This window comes from Bradyrhizobium sp. YR681, from assembly GCF_000282615.1.
Classification (GTDB): domain Bacteria; phylum Pseudomonadota; class Alphaproteobacteria; order Rhizobiales; family Xanthobacteraceae; genus Bradyrhizobium.
Genome location: NZ_AKIY01000238.1, coordinates 1 through 15896, shown reverse-complemented (window position 1 = coordinate 15896; position 15896 = coordinate 1). Strand labels below are relative to the sequence as shown.

Annotated in this window: 13 protein-coding genes; 8 read left to right on the top strand and 5 right to left on the bottom strand. The window is 65.1% G+C overall.

Annotated features, from left to right (window positions below):
* Nucleotides 1-2: 2 nt before the first annotated feature.
* Genes PMI42_RS25390 through PMI42_RS25375 form a run of 4 tightly spaced genes read right to left on the bottom strand, consistent with a single transcriptional unit; the run spans nucleotide 3 to nucleotide 4163 of the window.
* Entirely contained in the window at nucleotides 3-1100 is a 1098-nt protein-coding gene (locus tag PMI42_RS25390; protein WP_008139395.1) for a Gfo/Idh/MocA family protein, read from the bottom strand.
* 22 nt (nucleotides 1101-1122) lie between these two features.
* Nucleotides 1123-1971 carry a carbohydrate ABC transporter permease gene (locus tag PMI42_RS25385; protein WP_008139392.1) on the bottom strand — a complete coding sequence of 283 codons (849 nt, stop codon included), beginning with the start codon at nucleotides 1969-1971 and terminating at the stop codon, nucleotides 1123-1125.
* On the bottom strand, nucleotides 1964-2875 hold the full coding sequence (locus PMI42_RS25380) for a carbohydrate ABC transporter permease (RefSeq protein WP_085969764.1): 912 nt from the start codon (nucleotides 2873-2875) through the stop codon (nucleotides 1964-1966). The genes PMI42_RS25385 and PMI42_RS25380 overlap by 8 nt, the downstream gene beginning before the upstream one ends.
* A gap of 31 nt (nucleotides 2876-2906) precedes the next feature.
* On the bottom strand, nucleotides 2907-4163 hold the full coding sequence (locus tag PMI42_RS25375; protein ID WP_008139389.1) for an extracellular solute-binding protein: 1257 nt from the start codon (nucleotides 4161-4163) through the stop codon (nucleotides 2907-2909).
* Nucleotides 4164-4691: 528 nt separating this feature from the next.
* On the opposite strand from PMI42_RS25375, the gene PMI42_RS25370 reads away from it, so the two are divergent.
* Nucleotides 4692-5942: an ABC transporter substrate-binding protein gene (locus PMI42_RS25370; RefSeq protein ID WP_008139388.1), complete on the top strand. Its 1251-nt coding sequence runs from the start codon at nucleotides 4692-4694 to the stop codon at nucleotides 5940-5942.
* Nucleotides 5943-5946: 4 nt separating this feature from the next.
* On the opposite strand, the gene PMI42_RS39745 is transcribed toward PMI42_RS25370, so the two are convergent.
* Nucleotides 5947-6165 (bottom strand): hypothetical protein, encoded by a 219-nt coding sequence (locus tag PMI42_RS39745; RefSeq protein WP_162137422.1) that lies wholly within the window; start codon nucleotides 6163-6165, stop codon nucleotides 5947-5949.
* On the opposite strand from PMI42_RS39745, the gene PMI42_RS25365 reads away from it, so the two are divergent.
* From PMI42_RS25365 to PMI42_RS25335, 7 genes are all read left to right on the top strand, one after another.
* Nucleotides 6067-6894 (top strand): helix-turn-helix domain-containing protein, encoded by an 828-nt coding sequence (locus PMI42_RS25365; protein ID WP_008139387.1) that lies wholly within the window; start codon nucleotides 6067-6069, stop codon nucleotides 6892-6894. The two genes, PMI42_RS39745 and PMI42_RS25365, sit on opposite strands and share 99 nt — an antisense overlap.
* A gap of 185 nt (nucleotides 6895-7079) precedes the next feature.
* Nucleotides 7080-8090 (top strand): branched-chain amino acid ABC transporter permease, encoded by a 1011-nt coding sequence (locus PMI42_RS25360; RefSeq protein WP_008139386.1) that lies wholly within the window; start codon nucleotides 7080-7082, stop codon nucleotides 8088-8090.
* A 2-nt stretch (nucleotides 8091-8092) separates the two neighbouring features.
* Nucleotides 8093-9172: a branched-chain amino acid ABC transporter permease gene (locus PMI42_RS25355; RefSeq protein WP_008139385.1), complete on the top strand. Its 1080-nt coding sequence runs from the start codon at nucleotides 8093-8095 to the stop codon at nucleotides 9170-9172.
* Nucleotides 9165-9947 carry an ABC transporter ATP-binding protein gene (locus PMI42_RS25350; RefSeq protein ID WP_008139384.1) on the top strand — a complete coding sequence of 261 codons (783 nt, stop codon included), beginning with the start codon at nucleotides 9165-9167 and terminating at the stop codon, nucleotides 9945-9947. Before PMI42_RS25355 ends, PMI42_RS25350 begins: the two co-directional genes overlap by 8 nt.
* Complete coding sequence (locus tag PMI42_RS25345; RefSeq protein WP_008139382.1) at nucleotides 9940-12156, top strand: ABC transporter permease; 2217 nt, start codon at nucleotides 9940-9942, stop codon at nucleotides 12154-12156. Before PMI42_RS25350 ends, PMI42_RS25345 begins: the two co-directional genes overlap by 8 nt.
* 3 nt (nucleotides 12157-12159) lie before the next feature.
* Nucleotides 12160-12993: a phosphoenolpyruvate hydrolase family protein gene (locus tag PMI42_RS25340; protein ID WP_035966605.1), complete on the top strand. Its 834-nt coding sequence runs from the start codon at nucleotides 12160-12162 to the stop codon at nucleotides 12991-12993.
* Between the two features lie 27 nt (nucleotides 12994-13020).
* Nucleotides 13021-15896, top strand: a 2876-nt coding sequence (locus PMI42_RS25335) for a flotillin family protein (protein ID WP_008139378.1), incomplete at its 3' end; no start/stop codon positions are given.

Sequence of the window (15896 nt, the reverse complement as noted above, 5' to 3'; positions counted from 1 at the left end):
CCTCAGTCGATCTGTCCGGTTTCACGCCCGGCCGGCAGCATCGCCGGCCGCTCGACGCGGCTTTCGATCCTGACGCGCCGCCCGTCGTCGGCGGAGGTCTGGAACGCCTCCATCACCTCCAGCACATGGAAGGCAAGCGCGCCGCTGGCCCGATGCGGCCGGTTGTTCAGGATCGCAGAAGCCATGTCGGCAACACCGATGGACCGGAACTCGCCGTCGACATGGCCGTGCGTCAACGGCACCGTCTCCCACTCGCCGCCGGTCTTTGCGACCTGCACCTCGCCGCCGAAACGGTTCGGGTCCGGCACCAGCATGCTGCCCCTGTCGCCATAGATCTCGATCGGGGCGTGCCGGTGCTTCGGAACGTCAAAGCTCATCGCGATCGAGACGACCGCCCCGCTCTCGAATTCGAGCGTGCCGGCGACGTGGGTCGAAACCTCGACCGGGACCAGCGTCCCGTTCATGGGTTGGCTGGTGACCAGCCGCTCGGATTCCGGGCGAGCGGTCGAGCCCATCACGCTTGCGACCGGGCCGAGCAATTGCACGAGGTCGGTGATGTAATACGGCCCCATATCCAGCATCGGTCCGCCGCCGCGCAGGTAATAAAATCCCGGCGCCGGGTGCCAGCGTTCATGACCGGGACAGCCGAAGAAGGCACTGCCCGCCACGGGTGTGCCGATCGCGCCGTCGTCGATCAGCTTGCGCGCGGTCTGATGCCCGCCGCCGAGGAACGTATCGGGCGCGCAGCCGACGCGCAGACCTTTCTGCGCGGCGAGGTCCATCACCTTGCGCGCCTCGGTGACGTTGATGCCGAGCGGCTTCTCGGAATGGACATGCTTGCCGGCATTCAGCACCGCGAGGCTGACGTCGGAGTGGGCGAGCGGCACCGTGAGATTGATGACGATCTCGACATCATCGCGCTGGAGCATTCGATCGACGCGCATTGCCGGCAGCCCGAAGGCAGCGCCCTGGCGCTCCGCGGCGTCGCTGCGCATGTCGGCGAGCGCCCTGATTTCCATCACCGGAAAGCGCTGGGCTGCCTTCAGATAAGCGGTGCTGATGTTGCCGCAGCCGATGATACCGATACCCACTCTTCTCATGATAGTCTCCGTGAGATGCCGCTCATCCCTTGACCGCGCCTGCGGTGAGGCCGGCGACGATGTGCTTCTGCGCCAGAAGGAAGAGAATGACCGTCGGCAGGATGGTCAGCGTGATGAAGGCCAGGATCAGATGCCATTCGGACGAATACTCGCCCTGATAGACCATGATGCCGAGCGGCCAGGGATAGAGCGCATCGGTGTTGAGCATCACCAGCGGCAGCAGATAGGCATTCCAGCTGTTGACGAAAGTGATGGTGCCGACCGTCGCCAGGATCGGCCGCGACAACGGCAACGTCACATAGCGGAAGAATTTGATGTAGCTGCAACCGTCGACCAGCGCAGCCTCCAGCAATTCATAGGGAATATCCTTGAAGAAACGCCGCAGCAGCAGCACGCTCATCGCCAGGCTGAAGGCGACTTGCGGCAGCGCAACGCCGAAATAGGTATCGAGCAACCCGAGATCGCGCACCTTGATGAACAGCGGCAGCACCGCGGTCGCTGCCGGAAACAGTAGGCCGAGCGTCAGGTAACTGAGCAACATCGAGCTGCCGTAGAACCTGACGTGGGCAAAGGTGAACGCCGCCATCGAGGCTACGATCAGGGTCAACGTCACCGCGAGCGCCGAGATGATCAGCGAGTTGCGCAGGAGCTGCCAGTAGCGCGCCGAGAACAGGATGTCGGCGTAATTCTGCCATTCCCAGTGGCGCGGCAGGCCGAACGGATTGACGCGCAGCTCGCCGAGCGATTTGAAGCCGCCGAGCAAGGTCGCGAGCAGCGGCACCAGCACGAAGATGGCGACGACAGCGAGGAACGCGGCCTTGAACAGCATGGCGGGATCGAACGGCGTGCGGGTGGTCTCGGCCCTATTCATCGCGCATGAACCATCGCTTGTAGGTGAAGGCAAAGGTCACGCAGATCGCAAACAGGATGACACCGATGGCGCTGCCATAGCCGACCCGCATCCGGGAGATGCCGTTGTTGTAGAGGAAGCTCACCATCGTGTTCGATGAATCCGCAGGTCCCCCGCGCGTCAGCGGCATGACGAGGTCGAACAGTTGCAGCGAGCCGATGATGGCGAAGAACACGGAGAGCCGGATGGTCGGATGGAGCAAGGGAATGACGACATGGCGCAGGGTCTGCGACCGCGTCGCGCCGTCGATGCGGGCGGCCTCGATCAGGCTCTTGTCGAGGCCCTGGAGCGCCGCGATGAACAACATCATGTGGAAGCCGAAATACTTCCAGACGATCACGATCAGCACCGCCAGCATCGCCGTGTCGGTCGAGGCCAGCAGATGCGGCGGCTCGGCACCGAAGCTGCGCCAGATCGAAGCGACGAGCCCATAATCGCCGTCATAGACGAATGAGAAGATCAGCCCGGTCGCAATCTCCGCCAGGATATAGGGCATGAAGAACAGCATGCGCAGCGCCACCGCACCGCGAAAGCGCTCCGACAGCATCAGGGCGAGCGAGAGCGCAAGCGGCAACTGCACCAGCAGCGAGACTGCGATGATCAGCCCGTTGTTGCGCAAGGCGAGCCAAAACGCGCGCGTTTCCAGCACAAAACGGTAATTGTCGAGGCCGATCCAGTTGGTCGGCCTGCCAAACCCGTTCCAGTTGAAGGCCGAGTACCACGCGGCTTCTCCGATCGGCAGCACCACGAACAGCGTGAACAGGAGCAGCGCCGGCGGCAGGAACAGAATCAGGACGGTGAAGCGGCCGTCCCAGCTCGGGCCGCGGGCCGCGGCCTGCGGGACCACCTCGCCAACAACGTCCATCGTCGACACGTGCGCGGTCCGCCGCGCCACCTCAGTTGCCCTGCTTCCACGCCGCCTGGATCGCCTTGGCGGCATCTTGCGGACTCATGCTCCCGCCGGCGATCTCCGCGGTGACGTCGTTGACGACTCGGCCGACCGACGGACCGAGACTCTGGTCATAGAAGTTCTGGTGGTAGTTCGACTTCGCCAGATTGGCCGCGATCAGCTTCATGAAGGAATTGTTGAGGCCGGCATCCGCGCCCTGCACCACCGGGATGATGAAGTTGCCCGCCGCAAGCCTTGTCTGCACGTCCTTTGAGACGAAGTACTTCAGGAAATCGACAGCCTCCTTCGGCGAGCCCTTAGTAACCAGCCAGCCGGTGATGCCGCCCAGCGTATCTGTCGGCGCACCCTTGCCACCCGATACGACCGGGAAGTCGAACCAGCAGATCTTGTCTTCGGAGAGGCCCACCTTGTCGGCGGCGAGCGCGCGCTGCAAGTGATAGACCGTGCTGATGGCAAGCGTCATCGCCGCCTTGCCGTCGCCGAAATAGCCGACCGCCTGCGGATTCTTGAAGCCCAGGAAACCGTTCTGGAACGGCTGGAGATCGACCAACTGCTTGAACAGCTCGCCGGACTTCTGGAAGGTCTCGCCGGCAAAGCCGCCATTCTCGCCGCGCAGCGCCGCGTCGAACGCCGCCTTTCCGCCGATGCGCACCGCAAGATGCGTCCAATAGAAGTGCAATGGCCATTTGTCGGCGCCGCCGACCACGATCGGCGTGATGCCGGCCGCCTTCAACGTCTTCACCGCGGCGAGCAGATCGTCCCAGCTCTTGATCCCGGCGGGATCGACCTTCGCCTTGGCCATCAGCTCCTTGTTGCAGAGGAAGCCGACTTGCGACAGCGCGGTGGGCAGACCATAAACGCGGCCATTGCTTGTAAAGGCGGCGAGCGCTGCCGGCGTCAGGCTGTCGCTGTAACCCTTCACCTGATCGGTGATGTCGTCGAGCACGCCGGCCTCGATCTGCGTCTTGAGGACGCCGCCGGCCCAGCTGTAGATGATGTTCGGTCGGTCCCTGGATTGCAGGATGGTCGGCAGCTTGGCCTTGTAGGCCTCGTTTTCGAGGAACTGCATCTCGACCTTGACGCCCGGGTGCGAGGCCTCATAGGCGCGGGCCACCTCATCCCAGATCTTCACCTGGGCCGGATTGGCCTCGATGTGCAGCCATTTTATCGTCGTGTCGGCTTCGGCGCTGTTGGCCCAAAGCAAGCATGCGGCGGCGAGTCCCAGCTTCCCGAGCAGCCTCATCACATTCCTCCCAACCGGCTTTTATTCTTTGCCGGCAATCCTGCCTTCAATTTTTGAGGTGCGCAACTGAATTTCTGATCTACGCACCTCATCCAGGATTTGGGCGGAAGTTTGCGACAGGTCCGGACGCGCCCGCAACGCGCGCGCCGCGATCAATAAGTTCGCAGCAATGCCGCGCGTGACGGACAGCACAAAACCGAAAAGCTGATGCCAGCGTCCGGGACAATCGCATGGCCGTAAACCGGAGAGCCGTTTTTTGGATGCGATCGTTCACCACCCGATGACGCTTCGCTGCATGCGCGGGGCGTCGACGCGCGCACCAATCGGGCCCGATCGACTGTTGCACCGCGAAACCACTTGCATCGCAACATTCAAAAATGAGACTGCCCGTCAAGCCGAACGAGGTGCCGACGCGTGCATCGCATCTGACTTCGGCTAGCTTCCCTGCAAAGCCGCGGGCCATTCGAGAGCCACGGGCGCCGCGCCGGTTCGGCGCGGCAACAAAGCGACGACACAGGGAGGAGCACAATGTCGAAATGCAGTGTGGGACTGCTCGCGCTGAGCAGCCTGTTTCTTTCGGGCGCGGCGATCGCCCAGGACAAGATCAAGGTGGGCGTGACCGCAACCCTCGAAGGCACCTACACCGTGCTCGGTGAGGACGGCATGCGCGGCCACCAGACCGCGCTCAACGTGCTGGGCAAGAAAATCGGCAACAAGGAGCTCGAGTTCATCGTCGCGTCCACCGATGCAACGCCGGATTCAGCAGTGCGCGCCGTACGCAAGCTGATCGAGCAGGACAAAGTGCAGATCCTACTGTCGCCGCTCTCCGGCGACGAGGGAATCGCGGTGAAGAACTTTGCAAAGACCCATCCGGAGCTGACGTTCATCAACGCAGCTTCCGGCGCCCAGGAGACGACCTATGTCGATCCTGCCCCGAACTTCTTCCGCTACAACATGGACGGCGCCCAGTGGCAGGTGGGCCTCGGCAAATACGCCTATGAAGAGAAGAAGTATCGCAAGATCGCCACCGTCGGTGAGGACTATTCCTTCATCTACACCCAGGTGTTCGGCCTCGTACTCGAGTTCTGCGGTGCTGGCGGACAGGTCACCAACCGGCAATGGGTGCCGCTCGGCACCAAGGACTTTGCCTCGGTCATCGCCGCCCTGCCCGACGATGTCGATGCGATCTATCTCGGCCTCGGCGGCGCCGACGCCGTCAATTTCCTCAATCAGTATCAGCAGGCCGGTGGCAAGGCGCATCTGATGGGCGGCTCCATCATGATCGACCAGACCATCCTCTCGTCCAAGGGAAACGCCAAGAACGCGCTGATCGGCACCATCGCGGCGAGCGGCCAGGCCGATACCTGGGAGGATCCAGGCTGGCAGAAATTCGTGAAGGCCTATCAGGACGCCTTTCCGCCCAACAAGCGCTTTCCAAGCCCGTCGCTGCTCGCGACCAACTATTATGACTCGACGATGGCCTTGATCCTCGCCCTGCGCGAGGTCAATGGCGATCTCGGCGACAATCAGTCGAAATTCAAGGCTGCGCTGGCGAAGATCGAGCTCGATGCGCCAAATGGCAAGATCAAGCTCGATTCCAATCGCCAGGCGATCGGCACGAACTTCGTCACCGAAGTCGTCGATGACGGCAAGGGCGCGTTGTTCAGCAAGGTCGTGAAGGTGATCCCGAACGTGAACCAGACGCTCGGCTATGATCCCGCCGTGTTCTCGAAGATCGGGCTGCCGAGCCGCACCGTGCCGGAATGTAAGAAGTACTGACGCATCACACCGACAGTACGCAGGCTGGGAGCGACTTGCTGACGCGGGCGCTCTCCGCTCTTGCAATCTTGGCGGGCTTGTTGAACGTTGACTGAAAAGACAAGAACATGCGGGAGGGGAAGGCATGAGCCGTGCGCTCGCCGTCTTCCATGGCCGGTTCGGTCGGGCGACGGTTTATCAGTTGAACCGCTCTTTCAATATCCACGCGCATCGTGAAGGTCATTTGATCTTCCATGTCGGCGGCATGCCGGCATGCATCGATGTTTCCGATGGACATCATGATCTCACCGAATCTTCCGTCGTCGCCGTCAATCCGTGGGAGCCGCACAACTTCCTTCCGAGCGATCTCGACGGCGGCGCGATCTTCTTCGTGCTCTACGTCAACGCCGAATGGTTTGCACCCGATGCGCCGGGCAGCGACCGGCTGCGCTTCGGCCGAACCCAGTTCAAGCGCACGGTCGCGCTCGACAAGCACATCCGACGGACCGCCGCCCTGGTGTGCGGCGCACCATCGCTCTCCAGCCTGGATTTCGAACTCCGCCGGCTGATCGACATTTGCTACGACGAAAGCTGGCAACAGGCGGATACCGGGCGCGATGCGCGCGCGGGGGGTGCGGTGACCGACTTCCGCGTGCGCAAATGCATCAAGATGATGTCAGAGAGCCCGGGGGCGGAGATGGAGCTCGACACCATCGCGCGGGAATCGGGCCTGTCGCGACCGCATTTCTACCGGCTGTTCCGCGTCCAGACCGGCGTGACGCCGAACCTCTATCTCAACACACTGATCATGGAACAGGCGCTCGAAGCGCTGGTCGCCAGCGAAGCACCGATCGCCGATATCGGCTTCGATCTCGGCTTCTCCTCGCAGAGCGGCTTCACCCGCTTCTTCGCCGCCAATGTCGGGATGGCTCCGACCGACTATCGTCGCGCAGCCAAGGTCTTGCGCGCCTGACTGCTGCGCGAAAAGATACTCACGATCAAATGTCCCCTTCGCAGCCCGGCTAGGATGCAGGCAACGCGATCCCAAGATGGTCGCGACCGACGGGAGCGCGCGTTCATGGTGAGGCCAGCGGCCGGCGACAGTCTGCCTGCCCCCTCTCCCCACAAGCGGGGCGAGGTGACGACAGGGCGGCGGACATGAGCCGCCTTGTCGAACGCCATCCGGTCTGGGCCCTGATCGCGATCATTGCCGTCGCCATCCTGCTCTGGCTGATTTTCGCGGTCTGGCCGCCCGGTCTCGAAGAGGCCGTCGGCCGCAAGCGCGTCTTCCTCAACGCCCTCTTCAACGGCATCACGCTCGGGGGCCTCTACTTCCTCGTCGCCAGCGGTTTCACGCTGATCTTCGGCCTGATGCGCAACGTCAACCTCGCGCACGGCTCTCTCTATCTGTTCGGCGGCTATGTCGGCTATGCCATCAGCACGTCGACCGGCTCCTGGCTCCTCAGCTTCATCGTCGCCTTCATCCTGACCGCGCTGGTCGGCGTCCTGCTCCAGGTCATCGTGTTCCGGCGCATGGAAGGCCAGGACCTCAGGCAGACCATGGTGACGATCGGACTCTCGATCGTGTTTGCCGATCTCATGCTCTGGGCCTGCGGCGGCGACTTCTACCAGATCCAGACCCCGAACTGGCTGATCGGACCCATCGACCTGCCGCTGATCACGGCGGTGAAGTCCTCGGGCGAGCCGGTGTACCTCCGATACCCGCTGGTGCGGCTCGTGATCTTCGCGGCGTCCGTCGTGATCGGCGTCGCGATGTGGCTCGCGCTCAACCGCACACGGATCGGCATGATCATCCGCGCCGGCGTCGACGACCGCGATATCCTCGCCGCGACCGGTGTGCGCATCCAGCTTGTCTTCGTGCTCGTGTTCGCGTTCGGCGCAGGGCTTGCCGGCGTCGCCGGCGTCGTCGGCGGTACATTCCAGTCCTTGTCGCCCGGCGAGGATATTCGTTTCCTGCTGGCCTCCCTCGTGGTCGTGATTGTCGGCGGCATGGGCTCGATTCCCGGCGCGGCGCTCGGCGCGCTGATCATCGGCCTCGCCGAGCAGCTCGGCTCGGTCTACATCCCGACCTACGCCATCGTCGTGACCTTCCTGATCATGGTGCTGGTGCTGGCGATCCGGCCGCAAGGCCTGTTGGCGAGGCGCTAAAGATGTCGCTCACCCACGATGCCCGCGTTGCCGTTCGTCCCGCCCTGGCGCAGCGCCTCGCGCGGACATGGCCCGAGATCAACAATCCCGCCGCGTGGATCGTCGCGGCCATTCTCCTGATCATGCCGCTGATCGCCAACGGCTTCTTCCTGATCGAGATCTTCGCGACCACGCTGATCCTCGGCATCATGGCGCTGAGCCTGATGTTCCTCGCCGGCTATGGCGGCATGGTCAGCCTGATGCAGCTCACCATCGCGGGCTTCTCGGCCTACATGGTCGCCGTGTTCGGGGTCAGCGGCAATGCCAATATCAGCCTGGGCTGGCCGTGGTGGCTCGCGGTGCCGATGGCGCTGGCGCTGGCGACCGCCTTCGGCACGCTCGGCGGTGCGCTCGCGGTGCGTACCGAAGGCATCTACACCATCATGATCACGCTCGCGATCGGCGCGGCTTTTTATTATTTCACCAATCAGAACTGGGCGATCTTCAACGGCCATACCGGCATCAACACCGTGGCCACGCCGCACTTCTGGGGCGTCAACTGGCGCGCCGACATTCCCTTTTACTATGTCGTGCTCGCGGTTGCCGCGCTCTGCTATTTCGCGGTCGAGTATCTCTCGCGCGCGCCCTTCGGCCTTGCGCTTCAAGGGGTGCGCGACAATCCGCGCCGCATGGCCGCGCTCGGCTTCAACGTCAATGCGCACCGCGTCGCCGCCTACGCTTTTGCGTCCTTTGTCGCCGCGCTCGCCGGCGTCCTCCAGGTCTGGAACTACCGCCAGATCTCGCCGGGCTCGGTCAGCGTCGGCGCCTGTATCGACGTGCTGATCATCGCCGTGGTCGGCGGCATCACGCGCCCGATCGGTCCCTTCATCGGCGCGCTGATCTTCGTGCTGCTGCGCACCTTCGCGCTCGACTTCCTGGTCAGGCTCGGGCTCGACGGCAATCGCTTCCGGCTGCTGATCGGGCTCGGCTTCCTCGCCATCGTGTTCTGGTCCTCGGACGGCGTCATCGGCCTGTGGCAACGTTGGCGGCAGAGCCAACGTCCCCGGACCGATCGCCCGGGCGGAGGGCGCGGCCATGGATAGCGTCGCGCAACGTCTCTCGGCCGTCGGCGCCGGTGCAGCACTCGAGCTGCGCGGCGTGACGCGGCTGTTCGGCGCGCTCGCAGCGCTGACCGACGTCACCATCACCGTGCGCCCCGGCGAACGCCGCGCCGTGCTCGGCTCCAACGGCGCCGGCAAGACCACGTTGTTCAACTGCATCACCGGCGACTTCCCGCCCTCCTCCGGCACCATCCGTTTCTTCGGCGAGGACGTCACGCACTTCCCGCCCTATGAGCGTATCCGCCGTGGCCTGCGGCGGACCTATCAGATCTCCGCGCTGTTTCCCGGCCTCACCGTGCAGGACAACGTCTATCTCGCCTGCCGCGGCGTCTCGCGCGGGCGGTTCTCGCTCCTGCGCCCCGGGCAAAACGACGCGCTGATGCACGCCACCGACAGTCTCGTGCAGGCCGTGCACCTGACCGCGGTGAAGGACCAGCGCGTCGCCGAACTCGCGCACGGCCAGCAGCGCCAGCTCGAAATCGCGCTGGCACTCGCCGGCGCGCCGCGCTTCGTGCTGTTCGACGAGCCGGCCGCCGGCCTCTCGCCGACCGAGCGCGCCGAGCTGGTCGAGATCCTGACCTCGCTGCCGGCCCATATCGGCTACATCATCATCGAGCACGACATGGACGTGGCGCTGCGCGTCGTCGAGAGCGTGACGATGATGCACAACGGCCGCATCTTCAAGGAAGGCTTGCCGGAGGAAATCCAGTCCGATCCCGAAGTGCAGGAGCTTTATCTCGGAGGCGGCCATGAATGAGGCCCGCCGTACCGCTGGCGCTCTCGAGGTCCGCGGCCTCGATGTCTATTACGGCCATTCGCACGCGCTCCAGGGGGTCGACCTCTCGCTCGACGCCGGCGTATTCTCCGTGGTCGGCCGCAACGGCATGGGCAAGACCACGCTGTGCAAGGCCATCATGGGCCTGGTGCCGGTCAGCGGCGGCTCGATCCGTGTGCGCGGCGAGGACATCACGCGGCGACCGCCGGCCCATATCGCGCGGCTCGGCGTCGGCTATGTGCCGCAGGGACGCCGGCTCTGGCGTTCGCTCAGCGTCGACGAGCATTTGCGGCTGGCCGGCGGGATGCGCTCCGGCGCCTGGACGGTCGAGCGCATCTACGACACCTTTCCCCGGCTCGCGGAGCGCAAGGACCATGGCGGCGGTCAGCTCTCCGGCGGCGAGCAGCAGATGCTCGCAATCTCGCGTGCGCTGCTGACCAATCCGCATTTGCTGATCATGGACGAGCCGACCGAGGGGCTCGCGCCCGTCATCGTCGCCCAGGTCGAGGAAATGCTGCTCCAGCTGGGCGAAGACGGCGACATGTCCGTACTCGTGATCGAGCAGAATATCGGCGTCGCAACGGCGATCTCGCGCAACGTCGCGATCATGGTCAACGGCCGCATCAACCGCGTCATCGATTCGGTGCGGCTTGCCGCCGACCGCGAGCTCCAGCGGCGCCTGCTCGGCGTCGGACTTCACGCCGAACTCGAACCCGACATCGATGTGCCGGCGGCCGGCGGCGAGGCGAAGACGGCTCCGCAGCCCGCGCGCACCAGCGGCCCGATCCGCATCTACATCTCCAATCCCATCCCGCCGACGCGCTGGTCGCAGCCTGTTCCGATCGGCCGCATCGAAGCCGCCGCGCGAACGCTGTCGACGCAAGTTGCCCGTCTGGACGAGACCGCGCGGCGCAAGCGCGAGCCGGTGACGACGCAGACCGCCCGGCCGCCTGTGGTCCTGGTTGTCGGCACGCTCGACACCAAGGGCACGGAGCTCCGCTTCATCCGCGACATCATCGCCGAAAGCGGGTTGCGTACGCGGCTGATCGACGTCTCCACCAGCGGCAAGCAAGCGACCTGCGATGTCTCCGCCCAGGAAATCGCGCTGAACCATGGTCGCGGCGGCTCGACGGTATTCGGCCCGGACCGCGGCGCCGCGGTGACCGCGATGGCGGATGCATTTGCCAATTGGATAAGGCGGCAAGGCAATATCGCGGGCGTGATTTCGGCGGGCGGCTCCGGCGCGGCATCATTGGTCGCGCCCGGGATGCGCGCCCTCCCCGTCGGCATTCCAAAGCTGATTATCTCGTCCGTCGCCTCGGGCGACGTCGGCCCCTATGTCGGTCCCGCCGACATCACCATGATGCACTCGGTCACCGACGTGCAGGGGCTCAACTCGATCTCGCGGGCGGTGCTGTCGAATGGTGCCAACGCCATCTCCGGTATGGTCAGGGCGCGGCTCGATCAGCGCGAGGCCAGGGAACGCGCCGCCAGTGCCAGCCTGCCGTCCGTCGGCATCACCATGTTCGGCGTCACGACACCCGCGGTGCAGAAGATCGCAGCCGATCTACGCGAGGACTTCGAATGCCTCGTCTTCCATGCGACCGGCGTCGGCGGCCGTTCGATGGAGAAGCTCGTCGACTCCGGCCAGCTCGCGGGCGTGGTCGACCTCACCACGACCGAGATCTGCGACCTTCTGATGGGCGGCGTGTTTCCCGCGACCGAGGATCGCTTCGGCGCGGTCATCCGCACCCGCGTGCCCTATGTCGGTTCGGTCGGCGCACTCGACATGGTCAATTTCGGTGCGCCCGATACCATTCCCGAGCGCTACCGCACCCGAAAATTCCATGTCCACAATCCGCAGGTGACGTTGATGCGGACCACCGTGGAGGAGAACGAGCGGATCGGCCGCTGGATCGGCGAGCGGCTCAACCAGATGGACGGGCCCGTGCGCTTCTTCCTGCCCGAGGGCGGTGTCTCCGCACTCGATGCAAGCGGCCAGCCGTTCTGGGACCTTGAGGCCGACGCCGCCCTGTTCCGTGCGCTGGAGCGCACGGTGCGGCAGACCGCCAACCGCCAGCTCATCCGCGTCAAGCAGAACATCAACGATCCCGAGTTCGCCTCAACCATCGTGAGCGCCTTCCGAACGCTGTTCGGCCGCGCCGGGGCGCGCCGGAGACTAGCGAGGTGACCGATGGCCCGGTTTGAACGCGCTACACTTTTGAGGCGGTTTCGCGAGATGGCGAAGCGTGGCGAGCCGATCGTCGGCGGCGGCGCCGGCACCGGCCTATCGGCAAAATGCGAAGAGGCCGGCGGCGTCGATCTCATCGTGATCTACAATTCCGGCCGCTATCGCATGGCGGGCCGCGGCTCCCTCGCTGGACTGATGCCCTATGGCGACGCCAACGCAATCGTATTGGAAATGGCCGGCGAGGTCCTGCCCGTGGTGCACAAGACACCGGTGCTTGCCGGCGTCAACGGCACCGACCCGTTCCGCGACATGGAGGTGTTCCTCGACCAACTCAAGGCGCTCGGCTTCGCCGGCGTGCAGAACTTTCCGACCGTCGGCCTGATCGACGGCGTCTTCCGCGCGAACCTTGAGGAAACCGGCATGTCCTACGCACTGGAGATCGACATGATCGCCAAGGCCCGTGAGAAGGACCTGCTGACGACGCCTTACGTCTTCAGCGAGAAGGAAGCCGCCGCAATGGCGATTGCCGGCGCCGACATCATCGTCTGTCACATGGGATTGACGACCGGCGGCACGATCGGCGCGCAGACCGCACCGAAGCTCAAGGACTGTCCGGCGCATATCGACACCTGGGCCGCCGCCGCGCTCAGCATCAACCCGGAGATTCTGGTGTTGGCTCATGGCGGTCCGATCGCGGATCCGGCCGACGCCGATTTCATCATGAAGAACACCCGCCATTGCCACGGCTTCTACGGCGCTTCCTCGATGGAGCGACTGCCGGTGGAACGGGCGCTGACGGAACAGGTACGTCAATTCAAGGCGATCGGCGCGCGGTAACGCCCGCAAGATTGAAGGAGGGAAAACATGTCAGGGATCCTGGTCGGCGAGCTCATCCTCTGGCTGATCGTCGCGATCGTCGTGATCGTGGTTGGCGTCTACATCGTCAACTGGCTCTACCATCGCTCCTCCAAGGAGGTGTCGTTCGTCCGCACCGGCCTCCTCGGCGAACGTGTGGTGATCAACGGCGGCGCCTTCGTGCTGCCGTTCATTCACGATTACACCCCGGTCAACATGAACGTGCAGCCGATGGGGATCGTGCGTTCGCGGCAGGACGCGGTGATCACCCGCGACCGCATGCGCGTCGACATCGAGGCCGACTTCTATGTCCGGGTCCAGGCCACCCGCGAAGCCGTTTCGATCGCCGCCGCCACCCTCGGCCGCCGCACCATGGAGCCGGAAAAGCTCCACGCCCTGCTCGCTGGCAAATTCATATCCGCAATCCGTTCGGTCGCGTCCGAAATGACCCTGGAGGAGATGCATGAGCGGCGCGGCGATTATGTCACGCGCGTCAAGACCAATGCGGCCGAAGCCCTGGCCCAGAACGGCCTCGAGCTGGAATCCGTCGCCATCACCGATCTCGACCAGACCGACCTCGAGTTCTTCAACCCCTCGAACCGCTTCGACGCCGAAGGCTTGACCAAGCTGATGGAGGACATCGAGGCGAGGCGCAAGCTGCGCAACGACATCGAGCAGGACTCGATGATCAAGATCCGCACCCGCAATCTCGAAGCCGAGCGGCAGGCCCTCGATATCGAGCGCGAGAGCGAGACGGCGCGGCTGGAGCAGGAACGCGACATCGAGATGCGCCGCGCGCTCCAGCGCACCGAGGTCGCCCGCGAACGCGCGCTGCGCGAGACCGAGGCCGAACAGGCCCAGATCTCGGCGCGCGAAACCATCGAGCGCGCGCGCATCGCCAATGACCAGGTGATTGCCGAGGCCCGCATCGCCTCCGAGCGCGAGACCCGCCAGAAGGAGATCGAGCGCACCCGCACCATCGAGGAAAAGGAGCTGCTGGCGCGCGAGGAGATCGAGAAGACCCGCATCGCCAACCAGCGCTCGATCGACACGACCCGCATTGCCTCCGAACGCGAGGTGCGCCAGCGCGAGATCGAGCGGATGCGCACCGTCGAGGAAGCCGAGATCGCAGCCCGCGAGGCGATCGAGAAGGCCCGCATCCAGCAGGACCGCGTCGTCACCGATGCCCGCATTGCCAATGAGGAGGAGACGCGCCGCCGCGAGATCGAGCGCACCCGCGCCGTCGACCAGGCCGAGATCGCCGCCCGCGAGGCCACCGAAAAGGCGCGCATCGCCCAGACGTTGATCGTCAATGTCGAGCGCATCGCCTCCGATGAGCGCACCCGCGCGCTGGAGATCCAGCAGGTCCGCACCGTCCAGGAAGCCGAGATCGAGGCGCAGCGCGCCGTGGAAGCCGCCCGTATTGCCCGCGAGCGGACGCTCGCTGCCGAGCGCATCGCCGCCGAGCAGAACACGCGGCAGCTGGAAATCGAGCGCAACCAGACGCTGGAGGTCGCCGGCATCGTCGCGCGCGAGACCACCGAGGCCTCTCGCATCGCCCAGGAGGAGCGTGTCCGCTCGCTGGAGATCGCCCGCAACCGCGCCGTCGAGGAGGCCGACATCGCCTCCCGCGAGGCGATCGAGGCGGCCCGCATCGCCCAGGAGAAGACGGTCGCGGCCGAGCGCATCCAGGCCGAGCGCGACACGCGCTCACTGGAAATCGAGCGCACCGGGGTGCTCGAGGCCGCCGAGCTGAAGCGACGCGACGCCATCGAGCGCCAGCGCATCACCGTCGATCTCGCGCTGGAGGCTGAGCGGATCACCTCGTCCAAGAAGCGCGAGGTGCTCAACATCGAGCAGAAGAAGGCGATCGAGATCGCGGACGAGGACCGTGTCATCGCCCTCTCCGCCAAGAAGTCCGAGCGGATCGATGCCGACCGCCAGGTCCGGCAGGCCGAGATCGTCGCCCGCAAGGAGGTTGAGACCACCGACGTCTCGCGCGAGCAGGCTCTTGAAGCGGCCCGCCTCGAACGCCGCCGCGCGATCGAGCAGCTCGAAGTCGCCCGCGTCCAGTCGCTGCAGGAGGCCGAGATCGCGTCCCGCGAGGAGGTCGAGCGTGCGCGCATCGCCTCCGACCGCGGCCTCGACGAGGCCCGCATCGGCCGCGAGCGCGAACTGCGCAAGCTCGAGGTCAACCGCGAGAAGGAGGTCGAAACGGTCTTGATGGAGAAGGCCATTGCGATCCACCTGAAGTCATTGGAGGAATCAGCGGCCAAGGCTTCAGCCGAGGAAGCGCGGATGCACGCAACGGAAGCCACCGAGCGCGTTGTCACCGCGCGAGAGAGCGAGATCGCCAGGCGCCGCAAGACGGTGGAGATCCTGCTCGCCGAGAAGCAGGCCGAGGAAACCCGGATCGCCGCCGATGCCGAGCGCGTCCGCGCCACCGTCGAGGCCGAGGCGCAGCGGATGCTCAACGAGGCCGAGAACGTGCTCACCGACCAGGCGCGCTACTCGCTGTTCCGCCGCAAGCTGCTCGACCGGATCGAGGGCATCGTGCGCGAGAGCGTCAAGCCGATGGAGAAGATCGAGGGCATCCGCATCCTCCAGGTCGACGGCCTCAACGGCAACGGCCATGGCGGCAATGGCGGTCGCAGCGCCACCGACGAGGTGATCGACTCGGCGCTGCGCTACCGCGTCCAGGCGCCGTTGATCGACTCCATTCTGGCGGATATCGGCGTCGAAGGCGGCAGCCTCGCCAAGATGCCGGGCCTGATCCGCGAGGCCCGCGACATGCAGGGCATCAAGGAGTCCGCCCGCAAGGGCGGCGGCGGCGGTGACAAGCCGGCCGCCTCTCCGCCTGCGAGCGAAGGCAGCGGCGAGCCGCC